General features: G+C 69.8%; 21 protein-coding genes. 16 read left to right on the top strand and 5 right to left on the bottom strand.

Annotated elements, in window-relative coordinates; genetic code table 11:
* Positions 1-2 precede the first annotated feature (2 nt).
* The 3 genes from EDF46_RS08405 to EDF46_RS08395 all read left to right on the top strand — a co-directional run bounded on the left by EDF46_RS08405 (position 3) and on the right by EDF46_RS08395 (position 3,551).
* Positions 3-1,148 (top strand): thiamine pyrophosphate-dependent dehydrogenase E1 component subunit alpha, encoded by a 1,146-nt coding sequence (locus EDF46_RS08405; protein WP_123505802.1) that lies wholly within the window; start codon positions 3-5, stop codon positions 1,146-1,148.
* A 65-nt stretch (positions 1,149-1,213) separates the two neighbouring features.
* Complete coding sequence (locus EDF46_RS08400; protein ID WP_233579953.1) at positions 1,214-2,179, top strand: alpha-ketoacid dehydrogenase subunit beta; 966 nt, start codon at positions 1,214-1,216, stop codon at positions 2,177-2,179.
* A 10-nt stretch (positions 2,180-2,189) separates the two neighbouring features.
* Positions 2,190-3,551, top strand: a complete 1,362-nt coding sequence (locus EDF46_RS08395; protein WP_123505800.1) for a dihydrolipoamide acetyltransferase family protein — start codon at positions 2,190-2,192, stop codon at positions 3,549-3,551.
* A gap of 109 nt (positions 3,552-3,660) precedes the next feature.
* On the opposite strand, the gene EDF46_RS08390 is transcribed toward EDF46_RS08395, so the two are convergent.
* Genes EDF46_RS08390 through EDF46_RS08375 form a run of 4 tightly spaced genes read right to left on the bottom strand, consistent with a single transcriptional unit; the run spans position 3,661 to position 7,238 of the window.
* Positions 3,661-4,386, bottom strand: coding sequence for a hypothetical protein (locus EDF46_RS08390; protein ID WP_123505799.1), 726 nt, complete (start codon positions 4,384-4,386; stop codon positions 3,661-3,663).
* Positions 4,383-5,300: an ABC transporter ATP-binding protein gene (locus EDF46_RS08385; RefSeq protein ID WP_123505798.1), complete on the bottom strand. Its 918-nt coding sequence runs from the start codon at positions 5,298-5,300 to the stop codon at positions 4,383-4,385. Before EDF46_RS08385 ends, EDF46_RS08390 begins: the two co-directional genes overlap by 4 nt.
* A 52-nt stretch (positions 5,301-5,352) precedes the next feature.
* Positions 5,353-6,003: a response regulator transcription factor gene (locus EDF46_RS08380; RefSeq protein WP_123505797.1), complete on the bottom strand. Its 651-nt coding sequence runs from the start codon at positions 6,001-6,003 to the stop codon at positions 5,353-5,355.
* A complete protein-coding gene (locus EDF46_RS08375) occupies positions 6,000-7,238 on the bottom strand; it encodes a sensor histidine kinase (protein WP_123505796.1) in 1,239 nt (412 codons plus the stop codon). Before EDF46_RS08375 ends, EDF46_RS08380 begins: the two co-directional genes overlap by 4 nt.
* 176 nt (positions 7,239-7,414) lie before the next feature.
* Here EDF46_RS08375 and EDF46_RS08370 point away from each other — a divergent pair, with 176 nt between their 5' ends.
* The 9 genes from EDF46_RS08370 to EDF46_RS08330 all read left to right on the top strand — a co-directional run bounded on the left by EDF46_RS08370 (position 7,415) and on the right by EDF46_RS08330 (position 13,755).
* Positions 7,415-8,335 (top strand): metal ABC transporter solute-binding protein, Zn/Mn family, encoded by a 921-nt coding sequence (locus tag EDF46_RS08370; protein WP_233579942.1) that lies wholly within the window; start codon positions 7,415-7,417, stop codon positions 8,333-8,335.
* Complete coding sequence (locus EDF46_RS08365) at positions 8,332-9,165, top strand: metal ABC transporter ATP-binding protein (RefSeq protein WP_233579941.1); 834 nt, start codon at positions 8,332-8,334, stop codon at positions 9,163-9,165. The genes EDF46_RS08370 and EDF46_RS08365 overlap by 4 nt, the downstream gene beginning before the upstream one ends.
* Positions 9,162-10,067, top strand: a complete 906-nt coding sequence (locus EDF46_RS08360) for a metal ABC transporter permease (RefSeq protein ID WP_123505794.1) — start codon at positions 9,162-9,164, stop codon at positions 10,065-10,067. Before EDF46_RS08365 ends, EDF46_RS08360 begins: the two co-directional genes overlap by 4 nt.
* A complete protein-coding gene (locus EDF46_RS08355; RefSeq protein ID WP_123505793.1) occupies positions 10,064-10,456 on the top strand; it encodes a Fur family transcriptional regulator in 393 nt (130 codons plus the stop codon). Before EDF46_RS08360 ends, EDF46_RS08355 begins: the two co-directional genes overlap by 4 nt.
* Positions 10,457-10,672: 216 nt before the next feature.
* Entirely contained in the window at positions 10,673-10,909 is a 237-nt protein-coding gene (rpmB, locus tag EDF46_RS08350; RefSeq protein WP_123505792.1) for a 50S ribosomal protein L28, read from the top strand.
* Entirely contained in the window at positions 10,909-11,076 is a 168-nt protein-coding gene (gene rpmG, locus EDF46_RS08345) for a 50S ribosomal protein L33 (RefSeq protein WP_055961458.1), read from the top strand. Before rpmB ends, rpmG begins: the two co-directional genes overlap by 1 nt.
* A gap of 2 nt (positions 11,077-11,078) precedes the next feature.
* Positions 11,079-11,384 carry a 30S ribosomal protein S14 gene (rpsN, locus tag EDF46_RS08340; protein ID WP_123505791.1) on the top strand — a complete coding sequence of 102 codons (306 nt, stop codon included), beginning with the start codon at positions 11,079-11,081 and terminating at the stop codon, positions 11,382-11,384.
* A 112-nt stretch (positions 11,385-11,496) separates the two neighbouring features.
* Positions 11,497-11,784 carry an HU family DNA-binding protein gene (locus EDF46_RS08335; RefSeq protein ID WP_123505790.1) on the top strand — a complete coding sequence of 96 codons (288 nt, stop codon included), beginning with the start codon at positions 11,497-11,499 and terminating at the stop codon, positions 11,782-11,784.
* A gap of 96 nt (positions 11,785-11,880) precedes the next feature.
* Complete coding sequence (locus tag EDF46_RS08330) at positions 11,881-13,755, top strand: cytochrome c oxidase assembly protein (RefSeq protein WP_123505789.1); 1,875 nt, start codon at positions 11,881-11,883, stop codon at positions 13,753-13,755.
* Positions 13,756-13,956: 201 nt separating this feature from the next.
* On the opposite strand, the gene EDF46_RS08325 is transcribed toward EDF46_RS08330, so the two are convergent.
* Positions 13,957-15,051, bottom strand: a complete 1,095-nt coding sequence (locus EDF46_RS08325) for an LLM class flavin-dependent oxidoreductase (protein ID WP_123505788.1) — start codon at positions 15,049-15,051, stop codon at positions 13,957-13,959.
* Between the two features lie 135 nt (positions 15,052-15,186).
* On the opposite strand from EDF46_RS08325, the gene EDF46_RS08320 reads away from it, so the two are divergent.
* From EDF46_RS08320 to EDF46_RS08305, 4 genes are all read left to right on the top strand, one after another.
* Entirely contained in the window at positions 15,187-15,807 is a 621-nt protein-coding gene (locus tag EDF46_RS08320) for a TetR family transcriptional regulator C-terminal domain-containing protein (RefSeq protein WP_158614190.1), read from the top strand.
* Positions 15,808-15,939: 132 nt separating this feature from the next.
* Positions 15,940-20,766 (top strand): GH92 family glycosyl hydrolase, encoded by a 4,827-nt coding sequence (locus tag EDF46_RS08315; RefSeq protein ID WP_233579940.1) that lies wholly within the window; start codon positions 15,940-15,942, stop codon positions 20,764-20,766.
* A gap of 148 nt (positions 20,767-20,914) precedes the next feature.
* Entirely contained in the window at positions 20,915-22,651 is a 1,737-nt protein-coding gene (locus EDF46_RS08310) for an APC family permease (RefSeq protein WP_123505787.1), read from the top strand.
* Positions 22,652-22,657: 6 nt separating this feature from the next.
* Positions 22,658-23,884 (top strand): saccharopine dehydrogenase family protein, encoded by a 1,227-nt coding sequence (locus EDF46_RS08305; protein WP_123505786.1) that lies wholly within the window; start codon positions 22,658-22,660, stop codon positions 23,882-23,884.
* The last annotated feature ends 85 nt before the right edge of the window (positions 23,885-23,969 follow it).

Below are 23,969 nucleotides of genomic sequence, written 5' to 3'. Positions count from 1 at the left end.
CGATGGGGCACGGCGTGCGCCCGACAGCAGAGTCCGACCCGGGCGCCGCTCCCGTCCAGCTTCTGGATACCGCTGGCGTCCTCCAGGTCTCCGACGCCACCGCCGAGTTCCTCCCGGTGATCGAGGCCCTCTCGGACGACACCCTCCGGTCGTTCCACCGCGACATGGTACTGACGCGACGCTTCGACGACGAGGCCGGCAACCTCCAGCGCCAGGGCCAGCTCGCACTGTGGGTCCCGAGCCACGGGCAGGAGGCCGCGCAGGTCGGCTCGGCTCGAGCGACCCGGCCGCAGGACCACCTCTTCCCCTCGTATCGCGAGCACGCCGTGGGCATGGTCCGCGGCATCGACCCGGTCGACGTCGTCCGTCTCCTCCGCGGCAACACGCACGGCGGGTGGGATCCGGCAGAGCGCCAGAACTTCCACCTCTACACGCTGGTCATCGGCTCGCAGACGCTGCACGCCACCGGCTACGCGATGGGCGTCGCCATCGACGGCGACTACGCCACCGGCGACCCCGAGCGCGACACCGCCGTCATCACCTACTTCGGCGACGGCGCCACCAGCCAGGGCGACGTCAACGAGGCCTTCATCTTCGCCGCGAGCTTCCAGACGCCCCAGGTCTTCTTCCTGCAGAACAATCAGTGGGCCATCTCGGTCCCGGTGGCCACGCAGTCGCGCACCCCGCTGTACCTCCGCGGCACCGGCTTCGGCATCCCCTCCACGCAGATCGACGGCAACGACGTCCTCGCGAGCTACGCGGTGACGCTCCGCGACATGGACGCCGCTCGCGCGGGCGGCGGTCCCCGGTTCATCGAGGCGATGACGTACCGCATCGGCGCCCACACGACCTCCGACGACCCGACGAAGTACCGCACCGACGACGAGCTGCAGTCGTGGGTAGCGCGCGACCCGATCGTCCGCTTCGAGCTCTTCCTGCGCAGCCGCGGCGAGAGCGACGCCTTCTTCGCCTCGATCGAGGAGGAGGCGAACGACCTCGCCGAAGACGTGCGCAAGCGCACGCTCGCCCTCGAGAAGCCCGACAACGACTCGATGTTCCGCCACGTCTACTCGGAGCGGCACCCGCGCATCGACGAGCAGAGGGAGTGGCTCAGCAACTACGAGTCGTCCTTCGGAGAGACCTCATGACCGACGCCACCCAGACCCTCGCCGCCGAGACCCTCGCAACCCCTGCGGCCTCCGCCCTCGAGACCATGCCGCTCGGCCGAGCGCTCAACGCGGGCCTCCGCAAGGCGATGCAGGACGACCCGCGCGTGCTCCTCCTGGGTGAGGACATCGCCACGCTCGGCGGCGTCTTCCGCGTCACCGAGGGCCTCAAGGCCGAGTTCGGCGTCAAGCGCGTCATCGACACCCCGCTCGCCGAGTCCGGCATCGTCGGCGCGAGCATCGGCCTCGCGATGCGCGGATTCCGACCGGTCGCCGAGATCCAGTTCGACGGCTTCATCTTCCCGGGCTTCGACCAGATCACCTCGCAGCTCGCCAAGCTGACGGCCCGCCACGAGGGGTCGCAGGCCTTCCCTGTCGTCATTCGCGTGCCCTACGGCGGGCACATCGGCGCCGTCGAGCACCACCAGGAGAGCCCGGAGGCGTACTTCGCGCACACCCCCGGCCTGCGCCTGGTCAGCCCGTCGACCCCGCACGACGCCTACTGGATGATCCAGGAGGCGATCAAGAGCGACGACCCGATCATGTTCTTCGAGCCGAAGAGCCGCTACTGGCCCAAGGGCCCGGTCGACTTCGCCTCGGCCGGAGTGCCGCTGCACGCGAGCCGCGTCGTCCGCGTCGGCACGGAGGTCACCGTCGTCGGCCACGGCGCCATGGTGAGCGTCCTGCTCCAGGCCGCCGAGATCGCCGCCGAGGAGGGCATCAGCATCGAGGTCGTCGACCTCCGCTCGCTGTCGCCCGTCGACTACGGCCCCCTGCTCGAGTCCGTCCGCAAGACGGGCCGCCTCGTCGTCGCGCAGGAGGCGCCCCAGAACGTGAGCGTCGGCTCCGAGATCGCCGCGACCGTCACCGAGAAGGCGTTCTACTCGCTGGAGGCGCCGGTGCTCCGCGTCTCGGGCTACGACACGCCCTTCCCGCCCGCGAAGCTCGAGTCGGTCTTCCTCCCGGACGCCGACCGCGTGCTCGAGGCCGTCGACCGCGCCCTCGCCTACTAGAAGGAATCCCGTGTCGACTGTCACGACCAGCAACGAGTTCCACCTCCCCGACGTGGGAGAAGGCCTGACCGAGGCCGAGATCGTCGAATGGCGCGTCGCGCCCGGCGACACCGTCGCCCTGAACCAGGTCATCGTCGAGATCGAGACCGCCAAATCGCTCGTCGAGCTCCCCTCGCCGTTCGCCGGCGTCGTCGACGCCCTGCTCGTCGATTCGGGCCAGACGGTCGCCGTCGGCGCCCCGATCATCCGAGTCGCGGGCGGCGAGATCCCCCGCACCCCCGCCGACGAGGTCCTCGAGGCCGAGGCCGAGGAGGCCGCGTATGCCGCCGCCTCGCCCGCCGCTGCCGCAGCCGACGAGGCCTCGGGGTCGGTGCTGGTGGGCTACGGCATCACCGGGGCCCACGGTGCGACTCGCCGACGCCGTCCCTCCAAGGGCGAGGCCGACGCGCGGGTGCAGCGGGTTGCCGAAGAGAAGCGGCGGCGGCCGGCATCAGTTCCTGCGGCCTCGGCGCAGCCTGTCATCGTCAAGCCGCCGATCCGGAAGCTCGCCAAAGACCTCGGGGTCAACCTGTCGACCGTCGAGCCGACGGGTCTCGCCGGCGAGACGACTCGCGACGACGTGATCCGGCACGCGCGCCAGGCCAGCGTGTTCCACAACATCGAGACGCCCGAGTGGAGCGAGGAGCGCATCGAGCGGATCCCCGTCAAGGGCGTCCGCAAGGCGATCGCCTCGGCGATGGTGTCGAGCGCGTTCACGGCCCCGCACGTCAGCCTCTTCGTCGACGTCGACGCGACCCGCACGATGGAGTTCGTCAAGCGCCTCAAGAACTCCGCGCAGTTCGCCGGCGTGAAGGTCTCGCCGCTGCTGATCATGGCGAAGGCCGTCATCTGGGCGGTGCGACGCAACCCCACCGTCAACTCGGCGTGGACCGACCAGGAGATCCTGGTGCGTCACTTCGTGAACCTCGGGATCGCCGCCGCGACGCCCCGCGGCCTCATCGTGCCCAATGTCAAAGAGGCGCAGGCGATGACCCTGCTCGAGCTGGCGCAGGCCTTGGAGCAGCTCACCCTGACGGCGCGCGACGGCAAGACGCAGCCCGCCGACACCGCCGACGGCACCATCACCATCACGAACATCGGCGTGTTCGGCATGGACACCGGCACGCCCATCCTCAACCCGGGCGAGGTGGGCATCGTCGCACTGGGCACCATCAAGCTGAAGCCCTGGGTCGTCGACGGCGAGGTGCGTCCGCGCATGGTCACGACCATCGGCGCGTCGTTCGACCACCGGGTCGTCGACGGCGACGTGGCGTCGCGCTTCGTGGCCGATGTCGCCTCGGTGCTCGAGGAGCCGGCGCTGTTGCTCGACTGACGTCGGCGCGCAAGGGCCAGCTCTTCTTCTCCTGCCCACGATCGGGACTCGGCACTGCAGAATTCTGCGGTGCCGAGTCCTGATCGTGGTGTGGGAGCGGGTGCTGTATCTAGGCGTCGGTGCGGATCAGCCGCACGAGTGCGACCGTGCCGCACGCTGCCAGCCAGACGGCGAGCGCGAGCGCCGCTGCGAGGGCGTCGCCCGCCGTCGGCGCCGTCACGAGCCTACCGCCGCTCTCGGCCACGCTGAAGTCGCTCAGGTAGCCGTCGCCGAGCCGGATGGCTCCGAGCAGGCCCGGCAGCAGGATCAGGAATCCGAGGATGCCCGCCACACTGCCGGCCGCGCTCCGGATCACCATGCCGAAGCACGCGGCGAACGCGCCGACGGCCGCGCCGTAGGCCGTGCACCCGGCGATGGCCGCGACATCGTCCGCGCGAGGCACGAGCCCGACGACCAGCATGCCGAGCACCGCGGACACCAGGCTCACAGCTGCTCCGGCGATGGCGCTGACGACGAGCTTCGAGAACAGGAACGCGGCGCGTCGAGGGGCGGCCATGAGGCTCGGTCCGATCGTCTTCGTCGCATACTCGGACGAGCCGGCGACGGCGCCGATGACGCCGATGGCGGCGGCGCTGAACACCGTCGAGCCGAGCAGTGCGGCCGTCGGGGTCACTGCGATGCCGACCTGCAGGATCGCGCCGACGATACCGGCGGCGACGGCGATGACGAAGGTCCAGCGGACCGATGTCAGGCTGGTGAGCTTGAGCAGCTCGCTCCGGAGCGATCCGGCCCAGGATGCGCGGGGTGCGGTCTGCAGAACGGGAACGGCGGTCATCGGCTCGGCCTCTCGGTGGTGCGGTATTCGACCGTGTCATCGGTCAGTGCGAAGAACGCCTCTTCGAGAGACGTGCTGACAGGGGCGATCTCGAACAGGATCACGCCTGCCGTCGAGGCCATCCGGGCGATCGACGCGCTGTCGGGTCCGTCGACGACAGCCGTGTCGGCAGACTCGACGGTGACCGCGGCGCCCGCCGCCTCGAGGACGCGTGCGAAGCGCGCCATGTCGTCGCTGCGGACGCGGGTCTTCGGGTCGCCGGCCCCGCGGAGGACGTCCACCATAGCCGCGTCGGCGATGATCCGGCCGCGGCCGAGGACGATCACGCGGTCGGCCGTCTGCGCCATCTCGGCCATCAGGTGGCTCGAGAGGAGGACGGTGCGCCCCCTCGCCGCGAGATCGCGCGCGAGCGTGCGGACCCAGATGACGCCCTCGGGGTCCAGGCCGTTGACCGGCTCGTCGAGGATGACGACTTTCGGGTCGGCCAGCAGCGCTGCGGCGATGCCGACGCGCTGCCCCATCCCGAGGGAGAACGTGCCGACCTTCTTGCGGGCTACGGAGGACAGCCCCGCGTAGTCGAGGATCTCATCGACGCGGCGGTCGGGGATGCCGTGCGTGCGGGCGATGATCCGAAGGTGGTCACGGGCCGTCCGGCCGGGGTGCACGGCCTTCGCATCGAGAAGGGCCGATGCCTCGTGCAGCGGGGCCCGGGAGTCGACGTAGGAATGGCCGTTCACGGTGACGCGGCCGGAGGTGGGTCGGTCGAGACCGACGATCATGCGCATCGTCGTCGACTTCCCTGCGCCGTTGGGGCCGAGGAAGCCGGTCACGGTGCCGGGTTCGGCTCGGAATGAGATGGAGTCGACGACAGTCTTGTCGCCGCATCGCTTAGTTAGGTCAATCGCTTCGATCATTCCTCGAGGATATCAATCACTCAGTATTTTGCATATCGTCTCCTGGTACCACTCAGACGAGGCCGCGCTGGTACGCGTAGATGACGGCCTGGACGCGGTCGCGGAGCTCGAGCTTCGACAGGATGCGCCCGACGTGCGTCTTCACCGTCGACTCCGACAGGAAGAGCTCGGCGGCGATCTCCGTGTTCGACAATCCGCGGCCGATCGCGACCAGGACCTCGTGCTCGCGCTCGGACAGCGGCGAGTCGGCGTCGGTCGCAGCAGCCTGCGAGGGCAGCTTGCCGCGGTACATCTCGAGCATCCGCTGCGTGATTCGGGGCGACACGATGGCTTCGCCCGCGGCGACGGTGCGGATCGCCTGGACGAGGTCGGCGGCGGGGGCGTCTTTCAGCAGAAACCCGCTGGCGCCCGCATTCAGGCCGCCGAACGCGTACTCGTCGAGGTCGAACGTGGTGAGGATGACGACCCGCGTCTCCGGGGCGGCCTCGGTGATCCGCTTCGTCGCCTCGATGCCGTCCATGCCGGGCATGCGGACGTCCATGAGCACGACGTCGGGCGAGAGCGCGGCGGCGCGCTCGACGGCCTCGGCGCCGTTCGTGGCCTCGCCGACGACACGGAGCCCCTCGGCCGCGCCGAGCACCATCGCCATGCCGGCGCGGAGGAGGTCCTGGTCGTCGACGAGGAGGAGGGTCGTGTCGGTCATGGGGAGTCCTCTCGAGGGTGGTGAAGAGTCATGCGGACCCGCCAGCCGGCGCCGTCCCAGCGGGTCGAACCGGCTTCGACGGTCCCTCCGAACACGGCGGCCCGCTCGCGCAGGCCGACGAGGCCGCTGCCGGTGCCGACGGACGGCTTGGCGCCGACGAAGATGCCGTCGTCGGTGACGTCGACCGTCGACGACTCGGGCTCGAAGGCGAGCTGGACCAGTACGCGCGAGGGCTCGGTCGCGTAGCGCAGGGCATTGGTGAGCGACTCCTGGACGGCGCGGTAGACGGCCACCTGGAGGGCGACGTCGGAGGGCGCGTCTCCGGTGCGCTGGACGGCGACCGGCAGCCCTGCGCTGCGGTACGTCTCGATCAGCCGGTCGAGCTCGTCGAGCGACGGCTGCGGTGCCAGCTCAGCCGAGGAGTCGTCGCGGAGCACTCCGAGGAGGCGGCGCATGTCGCGAAGCGACTCCCGTCCGACCTCGCCGATCTGGCGCACCGTCTCGCGCGACTTCTCAGGGTCGGCGTCGGCGATCGCGTCGGCGCCGTCGGCGAGGCGCACGACGACCGAGAGGCTGTGCGCGACGACGTCGTGCATCTCGCGGGCGATCCGAGAGCGCTCGGCGGCGGCGGCGAGCTGGCCCTGCTGGTCGCGCTCGCGGGCTAGTTGCGCGGCGCGCTCGAGGAGAGCGTCGAGGTAGCGCTTGCGGTCGCCGATGTTGACGCCGATGAGGGCCGCGATGGCCAGGAAGAGGGTGAGGCCGATGGTCCCCTGCAATCCCGACCAGAAGGAGCGGTCGTGCATGATCAGGTGCGCCGCGCTCGTGGCGGCGATGAAGAGGACCACCGTGCCGGCCAGGCCCAGCCAGGCCAGCCGTGGTGAGCGGTAGACGGCCGCCGCGTAGACCGCGAACGAGGCCGCGACGAGGAGGTAGGGCTGGCCCAGGAGGGTCAGGGTCACGCCGAACGCCGCGATGACGGCCAGGGCGACGAGCGGCTGGCGGCGCCGGAGCAGGAGTCCGGCGCAGCCGATCAGCACGAGTGGCCAGGTGCCGTGCAGCAGCAGATCACCCTGGAATCCGAGACCGTCGCCGCTGAGCGCGTCGAGGTACTCGATGCCGAGCACCGGCAGGGCCACGACGGCGTCGACAAGCAGGGAGGGTCGCGCAAGCAAGCGACGGAAGAGCCCCGGCGGGCGCGGCAGCAGCAGGTCGTCTGCGAGCGCGGGGGTCGACATGATGCCAGCGTACGCAGTGCCGCGCCGCGCAGGATCGCCCCCCGGTTCCGCGCTCAGGCACCGCGGTACCACTGCTTTTGACAATGATTATCGTTTAGCGATAGCGTCGATCCCGGTCGGGCCTCAGGGCGGCACCCGTCCTCCTCCCTCCGCGCCGCCCTTAGATGGATTCCTCCGTGAAGTACCCCCTCCTCGCCGCAGCCACGGCCGTCGTGGCCGCGCTGACCCTGGCCGGCTGCTCGTCTTCGACGCCCTCCGCCTCGACCTCGTCCGACGAGAAGGTCCTCGTCGTCGCCTCGACCAACGTCTACGGCGACATCGCCTCGCAGATCGGCGGCGACCACGTCTCGGTCACGAGCATCCTGTCGAACCCCAACCAAGACCCGCACGGGTTCGAGGCCGACGCGCAGACGCAGCTCGCCATCTCGAAGGCGCAGCTGATCATCGAGAACGGCGGCGGCTACGACGACTACGTCGACACGATGCGCGACTCGACCAGCAGCAAGGCGACCCTCATCAACGCCGTCGAGGTCTCCGGCTTCACCCCGACCGACGGCGAGCTCAACGAGCACGTCTTCTACGACTACGCGACGATGGCGAAGCTGGCGAACCGCATCGCCACCGACCTCTCGGTCGCCGACCCCGACAACTCGAAGCTCTTCTTCGACAACGCGGTCACGTTCAGCGCCTCGATGTCGAAGCTCGAGGCCCAGACGGCCGCGCTGAAGAAGACCTACGCGGGCGACGACGTGTCGTACACCGAGCCGGTGCCCGGCTACCTCTTCGACGCGATCGGCCTGACGAACGTGACGCCGTCGGCGTTCTCCGAGGCCGTGGAGGAGGGCGACGACGTCGCTCCCTCCGCGCTGAACGACACGCTGAAGCTGATGACGCAGAAGAAGGTCGCACTCCTCGCGTACAACGAGCAGGCCTCCAGCCCGGAGACCTCGCAGGTGCAGAAGGCCGCGGAGGCCGCCGGCATCCCGGTCGTCCCGGTGACCGAGACGCTGCCGAAGGGCGACGACTACCAGGCGTGGCAGCAGGCGAACATCGACGCGGTCAAGGCCGCTCTCGCGAAGGCCGTCCTGACCAAGTGAGCGCCGAGCCCGTCCTCCGTCTCCGCGGCGCAGCCATGCGCTTCGGCGACCGCGAGCTGTGGGCGAACCTCGACCTCGATGTGGCGCCGGGTGAGTTCATCGCGGTTCTCGGTCCGAACGGGGCGGGCAAGACGACGCTGCTCAAGGCGGTACTCGGCCAGCAGGCGCTGTCGGGCGGCGAGATCGAGTTCCTGCGCCGTCCGGTTCGTCGAGGCCACCGCCGCATCGGCTACATCCCCCAGCAGAGGCTGATGGAGTCGGGCACGCCGCTGCGGACGCGCGACATGATCGCCCTCGGGATCACGGGCCATCGCTTCGGCCTGGGCCGCGAGACCAGGGCCGAGAAGGCCCGGGTCGACTCGCTCGTGGAGCAGGTCGGCGCGACGACGTTCGCGATGGCCCCGGTGGCGTCGCTGTCGGGCGGCGAGCAGCAGCGGGCTCGCGTGGGCCAGGCGCTGGCCTCCGACCCGGCGCTGCTGCTGTGCGACGAGCCGCTCATCTCGCTCGACCTGCGCCACCAGCGCGGTGTCACCGAGCTGATCGACCAGCAGCGTCGCACCACGGGTGCCGCCGTCGTCTTCGTGACGCACGACGTCAACCCGATCCTCGACGCGGTCGACCGCGTCGTCTACATCGCCGGCGGGCGCTTCACCATCGGCACGCCCGACGAGGTGCTGCAGGCCGACGTCCTCTCCGATCTTTACGGCACGCCCGTCGACGTGGTGCGCACGATGGGGCGCATCGTGATCGTCGGGGGCAGCGAGGCGCACGATCACGACCACCACGTCGACCACGCCGACGACCTCGACCCCGAAGGCCCGGTGCGATGAACCTCGACGTGCTCACTCACATCCTGTCGTTCGAGAACTTCGGCGAGCTCGTCGTGCTCGTGCGCAACTCGATCATCGCGGGCGCGGTGCTCGGCGTCGTCGGCGGCCTGATCGGCCCGTTCGTGATCACACGCAACCTGCCGTTCGCAGTGCACGGCATCAGCGAGCTCTCGTTCGCCGGCGCCTCCATCGCCCTGCTCGTCGGCGTCAACGTCGTCACCGGGTCGGTGGTCGGCAGCGTGCTGGCGGCCCTCATCATCGGCCTCCTGGGCAACCGCGCCCGCGAGCGCAACTCGATCATCGCCGTGCTGATGCCGTTCGGCCTCGGTCTGGGGATCCTCTCGCTCGCCCTCTACCAGGGCCGCGCCGCCAACAAGTTCGGCCTGCTGACCGGCCAGATCGTGTCGGTCGACAACCCGCAGCTCGGCTGGCTGCTCGGCATCTCGGCGGTCGTCGTCGTGACGCTGTTCGTCGTCTGGCGCCCCCTGACGTTCGCGAGCGTCGACCCCGACGTGGCGGCCGCAGCCGGCGTCCCGGTCCGCGGCCTGTCGATCGTCTTCATGCTCGCGCTCGGCCTTGCGGTCGCGGTCTCGGTGCAGATCGTCGGCGCACTGCTTGTCCTCTCTCTTCTCGTCACCCCGGCGGCGGCCGCGCTGCGCCTGACGGTCGCGCCGCTCTGGGTGCCGATCCTCAGCGTCGTCTTCGCCGTCACCAGCGTCGTCGGCGGAATCCTCCTGGCCCTCGGCGGCGGCCTGCCGATCTCGCCCTACGTCACGACCATCTCGTTCGCGATCTGGCTGGTCTGCCGCATCGTGGGGGGCCGGCGCTCCGCCCGCGGCAGGGGCGGGCGGGCGCAGGAACCCGGGGCTCCCACACCGTCCCGAGAGAAGGTCGCCGCATGAAGCGGCAGACCTGGCAGCGCGAGGCCGTCCGCGAGGCGCTGCACGAGAAGAGCGGCTTCGTGAGCGCGCAGGTGCTCTACTCGCAGCTGCGCGACGGCGGGTCGGCGATCGGGCTCGCCACCGTCTACCGGGCGCTCGCTTCGCTCGAGGGCGAGGGCGAGGTCGACAGCCTGCAGCAAGACGGCGAGAGCCTCTACCGCTCCTGCTCCACGGGAGCCCACCATCACCACCTCATCTGCCGGAACTGCGGCACCACCGTCGAGATCTCCGCCGACCCGGTCGAGACCTGGGCGCGAGCCGTCGCCGCCGAGCACGGCTTCACGCAGGCGAACCACGTCGTCGACGTGTTCGGGCTGTGCGCCGCCTGCTCGGTGCCGGGTGCCGGCTGAGCTTGCCCGCCGGCTGAGCTTGCCCTCAGGACTTGTTCACACGCGGGCGTGTCGTCTAAGCTTGCTCTTTGGTTGAGTGCTATCTGCGCTCATGTATGCCGAATCCACGCCTTTCCGCCCTGGCGGAGTGGACGACGCGTGCCGACAAGTGACCTTGGGTAGGGCCAGTCTCCGTAAGACGAGGCGGGCTCCTACGGTATCTACGGAGGAATAACCATGGCAGCAACCTGCCAGGTGACTGGAGCCGTTCCCGGCTTCGGACACAACATCTCGCACTCGCACCGACGCACCAAGCGCCGTTTCGACCCGAACGTCCAGAAGAAGACCTACTACGTGCCGTCCCTGCGACGTAACGTGACCCTGACGCTCAGCGCCAAGGGCATCAAGGTCATCGATGCCCGTGGCATCGAGAAGGTCGTCAAGGACATCCTTGCTCGTGGGGAGAAGATCTAATGGCCAAGTCCCAGGACGTTCGTCCGATCATCAAGCTCCGCTCGACGGCGGGCACCGGCTTCACGTACGTGACCAAGAAGAACCGTCGTAACAACCCCGACCGCCTCGTGCTCAAGAAGTACGACCCGGTCATCCGCAAGCACGTCGAATTCCGCGAGGAGCGCTAAACATGGCCAAGAAGAGCATGGTTGCGAAGAACAACCAGCGCAAGGTGATCGTCGCTCGCTACGCTGCGAAGCGTCTCGAGCTCAAGAAGGCTCTCATCGATCCGAACGGCACCGACGAGAGCCGCGAGGCTGCCCGCGTCGGCCTGCAGAAGCTGCCCCGCAACGCTTCGCCCGTCCGCGTCCGCAATCGCGACGCTATCGACGGTCGTCCCCGTGGCCACCTCAAGGAGTTCGGCATCAGCCGTGTGCGCTTCCGCGAAATGGCTCACCGAGGCGAATTGCCGGGCATCACGAAGTCTTCCTGGTAGGTTCTGAGGCGGTTCTACAGGGGTTTTGCCCGTGTAGGGCCGCCGACCGCCGTTTACGCGGCGGGCGCCAAATAAGCATGTGCTTTCGAATCGTGTCCGAGGAGGACAAATAATGGCTGACAAGTCACTGAACCGCACCGAGCTCGTTGCAGCTGTCGCCGCTGAGTCCGGCCAGAGCCAGGCCGCAGTGAGCGGCGTCGTCGACGCTCTCTTCGCCGTCGTCTCCAAGAACGTCGCCGACGGCACGAAGGTCACCATCCCCGGATGGATCGCGTTCGAGAAGACGCACCGCGCCGCTCGCACCGGCCGCAACCCGCAGACCGGCGAGGCTCTCGAGATCGCCGCCAGCGACAGTGTCAAGGTCAGCGCCGGCTCGAAGCTCAAGGCTTCCGTCAAGTAGACATCAGCACCGGTACACATCAGCACCGTTCGAAGGGGCGGATCACGACTCAGGTCGTGATCCGCCCCTTCATTTGCGCCCGGTTAGGCTTATGCGGTGCCCCGCTTCTCTCGTCTCGCCGCGCCGGCACTGTTGATCGTCGTGGGGCTCGCCTCCCTCATCATCGCCCTCCAGGCCGGCGGTGCCGCGGCTCCGCTCGCCCTCGCCGACCCGGGTGCGACCGTCCGCTTCGGTCTGCCGATCGCCACGTTCCTCTCTGAGATCGGGGCGTCGCTGACCATCGGCACGCTGGCCGTCGCCTGCTTCTGCCTCAGCGCCGATCGGCCGGAGTGGGGGCGGGCTCTCGACATCGCGTCGGCCGGCGCCCTCTTCTGGACGATCGCCTCGGCAGCGACCGGCTTCTTCACGTTCCTCAGCGTCGCGAACGTGCAGGTGACGCTCGACGAGAAGTTCGGCCAGTCGCTCGCGTTCTTCCTGACCGGTACCGATCTCGGCCTCGCCTGGCTCGTGTCGACTCTGATCGCCGCGCTCGTGACAGTGCTCTGCTTCGCCGTCCGCGGGGTCACGGCCGTCTTCGTCGTCGCCGTCGTCGCGGCGGCAGGGCTGATTCCGATCGCCCAGCAGGGACATGCCGCCGGCACCGCATCGCACGCCGCCGCCGTCACGGCGCTGGGCATCCACGTCGAGGGGGCGGCCGTCTGGCTCGGCGGCCTGCTCGCGCTGGTGCTGCTGCGGTCCGTGCTCGAGCGGCGGCTCGCGGTCGTCCTGGGACGGTACTCGTCCATCGCGCTCGTCTGCTTCGTCATCGTCGCAGTCTCGGGAGTGGTCAGCGCGCAGATCCGGATCGGCGGATGGTCGGAGGTCGGCTCCGCCTACGGGCTCCTCGTCGTCGCGAAGTCGGTGGTGCTCGTCGTCCTCGGTCTCTTCGGCGTGGTGCATCGGCGCGTCGTCGTCGGGCGGATGGCCGACCGCGCCCTGGCCCGGGGGCCGTTCTGGTGGTTCGTCGCCGCCGAGATCGCGTTTCTCGGTTCCGCCTCGGGCATCGCGGCCGCGCTATCGCGCACCGAGACGCCCGTCGCGCAGACGGCGGCCGCCGACACGGCCGACCTGACGCCCGCCGAGGTGCTGACCGACGGGAAGCTGCCCGGTCCGTTCACGCCCGGGGCGTGGCTCACGGCGTGGAACGTCGACCTGGTGTGGCTGCTCGGGGCGGTCTTCCTGTTCGCGTTCTACCTCGCCGGCGTGATCCGGCTGCGCCGCCGGGGCGAGACCTGGCCGCTGCAGCGCACGATCTGCTGGGGCGTCGGCCTGCTCGTGCTCGCGTACGCGACGAGCGCCGCGGTCAACGTCTACGACCGCTACCTGATGAGCGCGCACCTCCTGCAGATCGTGCTGGTCGGGCTCGTCGTGCCGGCCCTGCTCGTGCCCGCCGCCCCGTGGACCCTCGCTCTGCGCGCCATGGCGAAGCGGGCCGACGGCAGCCGTGGACCCCGCGAGTGGACGCTGCTCGTCGTGCAGTCCAGGGTCGCCGCTCGCCTGACCCACCCGTTCGTCGGCGGGCCGCTCCTCGCGCTGGGCCTGTGGGCCGCCGTATGGCCGCTGCTCCGCTGGACCGTCTCGACCGAGCTCGGCCACTTCTCGCTCGTGCTCGGGCTGCTGCTCTCGGGCTGGCTGTTCGTGCAGGCGCTGGTCGGCGTCGATCCCGTGCCGCTGCGGGCGGGCTTCGGTGTGCGAGTCTCGCTCGCCGCTCTCGTCGGAGCCGCCGTGCTCGCCGTCGGCGCCGTGCTCAGCGTCTCGCCCGGACTCCGCCTGGCCTCCTGGTTCGGGGCGATGGGGCGGACGTGGGGCTCGGCCCCCGTCGCCGACCAGCAGCAGGGCGGCGTGGTGCTCGGCGTCGTCGGCATCGTCGTGTGCGCCGTGCTCGGGGCGTCCGCCGTGCGCCGGCGGCGTCCGGTCGCCTCGACGGAGTAGGTCCCGCCGAATCGGTGCGGAGTACGCCCGCCGAGGCGGCACAGAGTGGGTCCCGCGGAGGCGGCACGGAGTAGGTCCCGCCGAAACGGCACGGACCCGCCCGAACAAAGGCGGGCCTGAGCCGAATCGGCGGGGGAGCGGTGCCGGTCAAGCGGGGCGGGGCCGAATCGGCGGGCGGCGAGTTCCTGCGCCCGCGAAGGGCTAGGCCGGGACGGGCGACGCCATCAGCTCGCGCACCATCGGCGCGACCTCGCGGCCGTACAGCTCGATGCTCTTCATCATCTCGGGGTGCGGGAGGGTGCCCATGCTGTAGCGCATGTCGAAGCGGGTGGCTCCGAGCAGGCGCATGTTGTGCGCGATCTTGCGGGCGACCGTCTCGGGCGAGCCGACGTAGAGCGCGCCGTCCGGGGCGGCCTGCTGCAGGTACTGCTCGTGCGTGGGCGGCGGCCAGCCGCGCTCCCGGCCGAGCTGCGCCGTCTGGGCCGACTGGTACGGATACAGCGTGTCGAGGGCCTCGTCGTCGGTCGCGGCGATGAAGCCGGGGGAGTGCATGGCGATCGGCTGCGGCGCCCGGCCGAACTCGACGAGCGCGCGTCGGTAGAGGTCGGCGTACGGAGCGAACTGGGCGGGGCTGCCGCCGATGATCGCGAGGAAGAGCGGCAGGCCGTAGTGCGCGGCGCGGATCACCGACTGCGGTGAGCCTCCGACGCCGACCCAGGTCGTGATCGTGCCGCTCTCGGGCCGCGGGTAGACCCACTGCTCGTGGAGGGCGCCGCGCTTGGTGCCGGACCAGCTGACCGGGGCGTCTTTGAGCAGCTCGGCGAAGAGCTCGATCTTCTCCTCAAAGAGCGCCTCGTAGTCGGCGAGGTCGAGGCCGAAGAGGGGGAACGACTCGGTGAACGAGCCGCGTCCCAGGATGACCTCGGCACGCCCGATCGACAGGGCGTCGACGGTCGAGAAGCGCTCGAAGACGCGTACCGGGTCGTCGGACGACAGCACCGTGACGGCAGACCCGAGGCGGATGCGCTTCGTGCGGGCCGCGATGGCGCCGAGCACGACCTCGGGGGCGGAGACGGCGAAGTCGATGCGGTGGTGCTCGCCGACGCCGATGAAGTCGATGCCGACCTCGTCGGCGAGGACGGCCTGGTCGACCAGGTCGCGGATCGCCTGGGCATGCGACACGAGGTCGGTCGACCCGGGCTTCTCGGTGACGTCGCCGAAGGTGTCGAGGCCGAGCTCGATCGTCGACGGGTCGATCTCGGGCAGGATGCGGTCCGGATTGGTGGCGGTGGCCATGGGATCCCCTTTTCTATGCATACGCATGTTACTGGTCAACGCCTGGCCGCGGCCACTATTCCGCACGACCCGCAGACGGGTCGCACACCGACTGGGGGTGGGGGAGGCCGGCGCCGTGACTTTAGAATCATGCCCATGTCGACCACCACTCAGCTGTCGGGGGGCAGCTCTGACGGCCGCTCCGCCATCGATGCTGCCGCCAGGCAGATCGCCTTCACGTCCGGGCTCTCCGGGATCACCCTCCGGCGTCTCGCCGCGACCGCCGGTGTCTCGCCCGGTGACGTCGCCCAGCACGAGCCCTCGATGAGCGCCCTCATCGCGCGCACCTTCGAGGTGCTCGCCACCGACGAGCTCCAGGCCGCCGCCGCCGACATCGACCGCTCCATCGCCGCGGGCGCCTCACCGCTCGAGACCCTGACCATGCTCGTCGAGTCGCTCCTGCAAGACACCCACGACGACTACAACTCCGTGTGGGCGGATGCGTGGAGCCTCGGCCGCCACAATGCGCCGCTCGCGGCTGCCGCCCGCACGAACATGGAGGGCTGGAACGACACCATCGCCCGCGTCGTCGAGGCGGGGATCGCCGCAGGCCAGTTCGCCGACGTCGCCCCGGATCTCGTGGCCATGCAGTTCCTGGCCCTCATCGACTCGACGACCGCCTACTCGCTCGTCGGCTACCGCACCGCCGCCGAGCGGGCCGAGCTGATGCGCCGCACGCTCGAGATCTCGCTGGCGCTGCCTGTCGGGTCGCTGTAGCGCGTTTCGCCGCGCCCTCGCACCCGCCCTTGACGTGCCACCCGAACGGGGGTAGAACTAGAGGACCGTGACAACGCTGTCATAACCAGGGCAGTCGAGTCGCATCCGCCGATCACACGGAGACACACGACGATGACGTCCAATTCGCCCTTCAGAGCCGCGGCCGTAGCCGTGACCGCGCTGGCCCTGGTCGTGAGCGGAGGGTCGCTCGCCATGGCAGCCCCCGCCACCACGACCCCGAAACCCGCCGCCGACTTCCACACCTCGTTCGAGACGGGCGACGCGCAGCCGACGCCGACCCCGATCGGCACCCCGACCCACCTCGCCGACTTCACGGCGAAGACCGGTGCCGGCCCGACGGAAGGCCCCAACATGAAGTCCGGTGCCGGCTTCACGGGCACGCGCTCGCTGTCGTACGGCGGCTCGCAGTCGGCAGCGGCGGCCAGCGGCACGACGGTGCTCTTCGCCGACCAGTCGCTTCGCCTCGGAACACGCACCCAGCTCAGCTACAAGGTCTTCCCGGAGCTGGGCGCCGACCTGCAGTACCCCGCCACCTACGTCTCGGTCGACCTCGAGCTGAGCGACGGCACGCGCGTGAGCGACGCGTCGTACGGCCTCGTCGACGGCCACGGCGACGGCATCTCGGCCGCCGCGCAGGGCACGTCGAAGATCCTCTACGCCGACCAGTGGAACTCCGTGAAGATCGATCTCGGCTCGCTCGCCGGCAAGACGGTCACGAAGGTGCTGCTCAGCTACTCGAACCCGGCGGGCACGTCGAAGACCGAGTTCGCCGGGTGGGTCGACGACATCGCGGTGGCGAACGCCCCGAAGGCGGCCACCGGCGCGGGCCTCGTCAGCTACGTCGACACCCGCCGCGGCACCAACTCGTCGGGGAGCTTCTCGCGCGGCAACAACTTCCCGGCGGCAGCCGTGCCCAACGGCTTCAACTTCTGGACGCCGATGACCGACGCCTCGTCGCAGACCTGGCTCTACGACTACGCCTCGACCAACGACGCGAAGAACCTGCCCACGCTCGAGGGCATCGGCGTCTCGCACGAGCCGAGCCCGTGGATGGGCGACCGCAACCAGCTCGCCTTCCTCCCGTCCGCGCAGACCGGCACCCCCGACGCGACGCTGAAGACCCGCGCGCTCGAGTTCCGCCACGACGACGAGACGGCCCGCCCCGACCTGTACTCGGTGAAGTTCACCGACGGCATCACGGCCGAGGTGACCCCCACCGACCACGCCGCTGTCATGCGGTTCGGTTTCACCGGGTCGACGGGCAGTGTCCTGGTCGATCGGGTCGCAGGAACGTCCGGACTCACCGTCGCTGACGACGGCACCGTGAGCGGCTGGGTCGACGGCGGGTCCGGCCTCTCGGCCGGCGCCTCGCGCATGTTCGTCAGCGGCAGGTTCGACCGGGCCCCCCTCGCCTCCGGAGCAGCCGCCGGCGACCGCACCTCGGCGAAGTACGCCCGCTTCGACACGTCGAGCGACAAGTCCGTCGTGCTACGCGTCGCCACCTCGTTCATCTCAGCGGCCCAGGCCGCGAAGAACCTGCAGCAGGAGGTCGGCAGCAGGTCGTTCGCCACGGTCCACGCCGCGGCGCAGAAGGCCTGGAACGACCGGCTCTCGGTGATCACGCTCGGCGGCGCGACGGCGGACCAGCTGGCCACCACCTACGGCAGCCTGTACCGCCTCAACATGTACCCGAACTCGCAGTTCGAGAACACCGGCACGGTCGCGAAGCCCGTGTACAAGTACGCCAGCCCGGTCGCCGCCACCGTCGGCGACGCCACGGCGACCACGACCAACGCCGTCGTCAAGCCCGGCAAGGTCTACGTCAACAACGGCTTCTGGGACACCTACCGCACCGCCTGGCCCGCCTACTCGATGCTCTACCCGAAGCTCGCGGGCGAGCTGATGGACGGCTTCGTGCAGCAGTACAAGGACGCCGGGTGGATCGCGCGCTGGTCGAGCCCCGGCTACGCCGACCTCATGACGGGCACGTCGTCCGATGTCGCGTTCGCCGACGCCTACCTCAAGGGAGCCTCGACGAAGGACGCCCTGTCGGCCTACGACGCCGCGCTCAAGAACGCCACCGTGCTGTCGCCGATCTCGGGCACCGGGCGGAAGGGGCTCGATACGAGCATCTTCCTGGGCTACACCCCGTCGTCCACCGGCGAGTCGGTGTCGTGGGCGCTCGAGGGCTACATCAACGACTACGGGATCGGCCGGATGGCCGCGAAGCTCGCGAAAGACCCGGCCGTCCCGGCGGCCCGCAAGCCGCAGCTGCGCGAGGAGTCGGCGTACTTCCTCGAGCAGGCGAAGCACTACGTCGAGCTGTTCGACCCGTCCATCGGCTTCTTCCAGGCGAAGAACGCCGACGGCAGCTTCCAGCAGGCCGCGAAAGACTACGACCCCGGCTCGTGGGGCGGTGCCTACACCGAGACCGACGGCTGGAACTTCGCCTTCCACGCGCCCTTCGACGTGCAGGGCCTGGCCTCGCTCTACGGTGGCGACGCCGGTCTCGTGAAGAAGCTCGACGAGTTCTTCGCGACGCCCGAGAAGGCCGACAAGCCCGGCGGCTACGGCGGAACGATCCACGAGATGCTCGAAGCCCGCGACGTCCGCATGGGACAGCTCGGCATGAGCAACCAGCCCTCGCACCACATCCCCTACCTCTACGCCGCCGCCGGTGCGCCGTCGAAGACGCAGGCCGCGGTCCGCGAGATCACCCGGCGCCTGTTCGTCGGCAGCGACATCGGCCAGGGCTACCCCGGCGACGAGGACAACGGCGAGATGTCGTCGTGGTTCCTGTTCTCGGCGCTCGGCTTCTACCCGCTGGCACTGGCGTCCGACTCGTACGAGATCGGCTCGCCGCTGTTCACGCACGCCGTGGTCAGCCCGATCGGCGGCAACCGCCTCACGATCGACGCTCCCGCCAACTCGACCAAGAACGTCTACGTGAAGGGGGCGACTCTGAACGGCAAGGCGCTCTCCAGCGCGACGCTGTCGGCCGCTCTCGTCGCGAAGGGCGGCGCACTCCGATTCGATATGAGCGCCACCCCGTCGAACTGGGGTGCGGGCAGCGCTCCGACCGAGCCGACGCCTGTCCCGCTCGTCGACGCCGCGGGCTCCGGCACGGTCACGTCGAACGACGGCGTCGACGTCACGGCCCTCACCGACGACAACTCGCGCTCGTCGGTCGAGTTCGCGACGTCCGACCCGGCGATCACGTTCGACTCCGACGAGGGGCCGGCGACGGTCGACTCGTACACGCTGACGAACGGCGCCGACGGCGACTCCCCGACGTCGTGGAAGCTCGAGGGCTCCTCCGACGGCAAGACGTGGGTGACGGTCGACAAGCGCTCGGCGCAGACCTGGCCGTGGCAGACGCAGACGCGGCCGTTCGAGATCGCGAAGCCCCGCGCTCTGTTGCACTACCGCCTCACCGTCACGGGAACGACGACGGGAGCGGCGCCGACGCTCTCCGAGGTCGAGCTGCTGACCGACACGACGGCCACTCAGGCCGGCTACACCGTGTCGCCGAAGGCGTCCGCGAAGACGGAGGTCGGCCGTTTCGACGGACCCGTCGCATCCGTCGCGGGCTCGACCGCCGCGACCTCGACGGCCACCGTCGACTTCCTCGACGGGAAGGGCCCGCAGACGGCCACGCTGACGAAGTCGAAGCTCGGCTCGTACGACATCGCCGCCTCGCACATGTTCGCGAAGCCCGGCGCGTACTCCGTCCTCGTCACCGCGACCGACGGCACCCGCATGGCGTCGACGACCGCCACCATCACGGTCTCGCGCACGGCACCCAGCCTCACCGGCGCCTACGACAGCACCTGCCTGGCGACCGACGGGCACGGCGGCAACTGCGACGGCCTCGGCAACGCCTTCTCGGCTGCGTCGCTCGCCGAGTCCGGCTTCGTGCAGGGCGAGACGAACGAGGTCGCAGGAACTGCGCTCACCTTCGACCTGCCCGACGTCGCGCCGGGCCAGGCCGACAACGCCACCGGCGCCGGCCAGGTCATCCCCCTCTCGCTGGGCGACGACGTGACGCAGCTGTCGGTGATCGGCACGGCCAACGAGAAGGCGCAGGACACCGTCGGCACGCTGACCTTCGACGACGGCTCGACGGCCGACATGCCCATCCAGTTCGGCGACTGGACCGCCGCGGCGGCGAAGCCGCAGTTCGGCAACACGGTTGTCGCCACCTCGAAGGGACGCTACGACGGCGGTGCCCCGGGCGACGACGCGGTCGCGGCGATCTACGCCACGGCGCCGTTCACCCTGCCGGAGGGTAAGAAGGCCGTGTCGCTGACGCTGCCGGTGCAGACGGGTGCGGTCACGAGCACGGGCCGGATCCACGTGTTCGCGGTCGCGACGGACGGGACCCGGGAGGCAGTTCCTGCGCTCAGCGTGAAGGCAGGAGCCTCGATCCAGGCGCGAGCCGGGGTCAGCGTGAAGCAGGCGCTCGCCACCGTCGCGGGAGGTGCGTCGGAGAGCTACGCCGCCACCGTGAACTGGGGCGACGGCTCCGCGACGGCCGATGCGGCGGTCGCCGACGGAACGGTCACGGGCTCCCACACCTACGCCGCCCCCGGCACCTACACGGTGACCGTCACCGCCGACGACGGCACGGGCAGCGCCACCACGACGCTCAAGGCAGTCATCACGAAGGCCACGGTCGCCTACGCGCCGACCCTGACCGCTCGGGCGACCACGCCCGGCGGGATCGTGACCGTGCGCGGAGCGGGCTTCGCCCCCGGCGAGCGGGTGAAGCTGACGGTCTCGGGCCTCAAGCTGGCCACGACGGCGACCGCCTCGGCCACGGGCGCGTTCGTACTCAGCGGCACCGTGCCGAAGAAGGCGACGGCCGGCACCTACCCGGTGATCGCGACCGGCGTGAAGTCGGGCGTCCCGGCGACGGTCGACGTGACCGTCGAGTAGCGGTCGACGCCCATGCGGGGCCGGTTGCCGATCTGGCAGCCGGCCTTCGCATTGTGCGACGGAACGGCATTGACGCTTCGCGGGCCGAAACGATTGGGTTGGCCAACTGCTCTTCCCTTCGCTGTTCACGCACCGTGATGGAGAAACGATGACCGCACCGTCAGTGGCGACGACCACTCAACCTGTCGACACCAAAGGCCTGAAAGAGGGCTCACTCGGGCTGGTCTCGAGCGTCGTCGTGGGTGTCGCCTCCACCGCCCCGGCTTACAGCCTGGCGGCGAGCCTCGGATACATCGTCATCGGCGGGACGCTCGTGGCGGGCGTGCACGCGCCCGGCATCATCCTGCTGGCGTTCATCCCGATGTACCTGATCGCGGTCGCCTATCAGGAGCTCAACAAGGCGGAGCCGGACTGCGGCACCACCTTCACGTGGGCCTCGCGAGCGTTCGGGCCGATCACCGGATGGATGGGCGGCTGGGGAATCATCGTGGCCGACGTGATCGTCATGGCGAACCTCGCCTCGATCGCCGGGTCGTACTCGTTCACGTTCGTCGGCAGCTTCGGGCTGCCGGCTGTCGCTGCCCTGTCGACCAACGTCTTCTGGTCGACCGCGGCGGGCATCGCCTGGATCGTGATCATGACCTACATCTGCTACCGCGGCATCGAGGTCTCGGCCCGCCTCCAGTACTTCCTGCTCGCGTTCGAAGTCGTCATCCTGATCTTCTTCGCGGTGTTCGCGCTCGTGAAGGTCTACACGGGCAACGCCGAGTCGTACTCGCTGACGCCGTCGCTCGACTGGCTCAACCCGTTCACCCTCGGCCCCGGCACCATCGCTCCCGCCATGCTCACCGCCATCTTCATCTACTGGGGGTGGGACACGGCCGTCTCCATCAACGAGGAGACGAAGGACCCGGAGAAGACCCCCGGCCGCGCCGCGATCATCTCGACCGTGCTGCTGCTCGTCACCTACGTGCTCGTCGCGGTCGCCACGATCGCGTTCGCCGGAGTCGGCGACAAGGGCATCGGCCTCGCGAACGAGGACAACGCGCTCGACGTCTTCTCATCGGTCGGCCCCACCCTGTTCGGCGGCGGCGTCGTGGGCAGCATCCTGATGGCCCTGCTCGGCTTCTCGATCCTCACGAGCGCGTCGGCCTCGACCCAGACGACGATCCTGCCGACGGCTCGCACCTCGCTGTCGATGGCCGTCTACAAGGCCCTCCCAGCGCAGTTCGCGCGCATCCACCCGAAGTACCTGACGCCGACCTGGTCGACCGTCGGCATGGGCGTCGCGTCCGTAGCCTTCTACCTGATCTTCACCCTCATCAGCGTCAATCTGCTCAGCGCCCTGATCGGGTCGATCGGCCTGATGATCGCCTTCTACTACGGCCTCACCGGCTTCGCCTGCGTGTGGTTCTACCGAAAGACGCTGTTCTCGTCGCCGCGCAACATCATCATGCGCGGCATCTTCCCCTTCTTGGGCGGAGTCATGCTGCTGGCCGTCTTCGTCTACGGCGTCTACGCCTTCGCGGCGCCCGACTGGCTGACCGACGCCGACAAGAAGCCGATCACCATCTTCGGGATCGGCGCCCAGGCGGTCGTCGGCGTCGGCGGACTTCTCGTCGGGGTCGTGCTCATGCTGATCTGGCGGTGGCGCAAGCCCGACTTCTTCCGCGGCCAGACCCTGACCAAGCGCGCCGACTACGTGCTCGCGCCGGGCGAGGGCGTCGTCGCCAACTTCGGGATGCCCGACTCCGGGTACTTCCCGACCGTGGTCGCGCAGGACCTCTCGAACCTCCCGACCGGCGCCATCGCCATCGACGCCGAGACCGGCAAGCCCATCCGCGGGACCCGCCACACGGGTCCGACATCCCCCACAGAGAAGTAGCTCCCCATGAAGATCCTCATCGTCGGCGCCGGTGGCGTCGGCTCCGCCGCCGTGCGCATCGCCGTCCGCCGCGACTTCTTCGACACTCTCGTCGTCGCCGACTACGACCCCGCCCGACCGGCCTCGCTCGTCGAGGCTGTCGGCGACCCGCGGCTCGTCGCGGCCCAGGTCGACGCGTCGTCGGCGTCGTCGGTCGCCGAGCTCATCCGCGCGCACGGCATCACCCACGTGCTGAACGCCGTCGACCCGCGCTTCGTCATGCCGATCTTCAACGGCTGCTTCGAGGCCGGTGCGACCTACCTCGACATGGCGATGAGCCTCTCCAGCCCGCACCCCACCGACCCGCACACCGACACCGGCGTCAAGCTCGGAGACGACCAGTTCGCCGTCGCCTCGGCCTGGAAGGACGCAGGATCGCTGGCGCTCGTCGGAATCGGCGTCGAACCGGGCCTGTCAGACGTCTTCGCCCGCTACGCCGAAGACGAGCTCTTCGACGAGATCGACGAGCTCGGCGTGCGCGACGGCGCCAACCTCGTCGTCGAGGGCTACGACTTCGCGCCGTCGTTCTCGATCTGGACCACCATCGAGGAGTGCCTCAACCCGCCCGTCGTGTTCGAGGAGGGCAGGGGCTGGTACACGACTGCGCCGTTCTCGGAGCCCGAGGTGTTCGACTTCCCCGAGGGCATCGGACCGGTCGAGTGCGTCAACGTCGAGCACGAGGAGGTGCTCCTCATGCCGCGCTGGACGAAGGCCAAGCGCGTGACCTTCAAGTACGGCCTGGGCGACGAGTTCATCGAGGTGCTGAAGACCCTTCACAAGCTCGGCCTGGACTCGACGAAGCCGCTGACGGTCAAGGGCGTCGAAGTGTCGCCCCGCGACGTCGTGGCCGCAGCCCTGCCCGACCCGGCCACCCTCGGCGACAGGATGTCGGGCAAGACCTGCGCCGGCGTCTGGGTCCGAGGCACCGGCAAGGACGGCCAGCCGCGCTCCACCTACCTCTACCACGTCGTCGACAACGAGCAGACGATGGCCGAGTACTCGTCGCAGGCCGTCGTCTGGCAGACCGCCATCAACCCGGTCATCGCGCTCGAGCTGCTGGCCACGGGGGTGTGGAGCGGCGCCGGCGTGCTCGGGCCGGAGGCGTTCGACGCGCGGCCGTTCCTGTCGCTGCTCGCCGCTCCGGCGCCCGAGGGGTACGGGTCGCCGTGGGGGATCCAGGAGAAGGCGGTCTAGCGCAGCCGTCTCGGCAATTCAGGCCCGGTGCGCCGGATCCGCGCCGGCGGCCCCGGATGGGGCGGCGGCGCGTGCACCGGGCCTG

Source organism: Frondihabitans sp. PhB188 (assembly GCF_003752365.1).
Classification (GTDB): Bacteria; Actinomycetota; Actinomycetes; order Actinomycetales; family Microbacteriaceae; genus Frondihabitans.
The sequence above is the reverse complement of the archived record's forward strand: the minus strand, read 5'-3'. Positions and strand labels throughout refer to the sequence as shown.

Coding starts and splice junctions, on each gene's coding strand:
- EDF46_RS08385 (WP_123505798.1), bottom strand. CDS start 5,300: ATGATCGAAGCGATTGACCTAACTAAGCGATGCGGCGACAAGACTGTC.
- EDF46_RS08390 (WP_123505799.1), bottom strand. CDS start 4,386: ATGACCGCCGTTCCCGTTCTGCAGACCGCACCCCGCGCATCCTGGGCC.
- EDF46_RS08355 (WP_123505793.1), top strand. CDS start 10,064: ATGAAGCGGCAGACCTGGCAGCGCGAGGCCGTCCGCGAGGCGCTGCAC.
- EDF46_RS08335 (WP_123505790.1), top strand. CDS start 11,497: ATGGCTGACAAGTCACTGAACCGCACCGAGCTCGTTGCAGCTGTCGCC.
- EDF46_RS08305 (WP_123505786.1), top strand. CDS start 22,658: ATGAAGATCCTCATCGTCGGCGCCGGTGGCGTCGGCTCCGCCGCCGTG.
- rpmG (WP_055961458.1), top strand. CDS start 10,909: ATGGCCAAGTCCCAGGACGTTCGTCCGATCATCAAGCTCCGCTCGACG.
- EDF46_RS08400 (WP_233579953.1), top strand. CDS start 1,214: ATGCCGCTCGGCCGAGCGCTCAACGCGGGCCTCCGCAAGGCGATGCAG.
- EDF46_RS08320 (WP_158614190.1), top strand. CDS start 15,187: ATGTCGACCACCACTCAGCTGTCGGGGGGCAGCTCTGACGGCCGCTCC.
- EDF46_RS08405 (WP_123505802.1), top strand. CDS start 3: ATGGGGCACGGCGTGCGCCCGACAGCAGAGTCCGACCCGGGCGCCGCT.
- EDF46_RS08360 (WP_123505794.1), top strand. CDS start 9,162: ATGAACCTCGACGTGCTCACTCACATCCTGTCGTTCGAGAACTTCGGC.
- EDF46_RS08380 (WP_123505797.1), bottom strand. CDS start 6,003: ATGACCGACACGACCCTCCTCCTCGTCGACGACCAGGACCTCCTCCGC.
- EDF46_RS08310 (WP_123505787.1), top strand. CDS start 20,915: ATGACCGCACCGTCAGTGGCGACGACCACTCAACCTGTCGACACCAAA.
- EDF46_RS08375 (WP_123505796.1), bottom strand. CDS start 7,238: ATGTCGACCCCCGCGCTCGCAGACGACCTGCTGCTGCCGCGCCCGCCG.
- EDF46_RS08325 (WP_123505788.1), bottom strand. CDS start 15,051: ATGGCCACCGCCACCAATCCGGACCGCATCCTGCCCGAGATCGACCCG.
- rpmB (WP_123505792.1), top strand. CDS start 10,673: ATGGCAGCAACCTGCCAGGTGACTGGAGCCGTTCCCGGCTTCGGACAC.
- EDF46_RS08315 (WP_233579940.1), top strand. CDS start 15,940: ATGACGTCCAATTCGCCCTTCAGAGCCGCGGCCGTAGCCGTGACCGCG.
- rpsN (WP_123505791.1), top strand. CDS start 11,079: ATGGCCAAGAAGAGCATGGTTGCGAAGAACAACCAGCGCAAGGTGATC.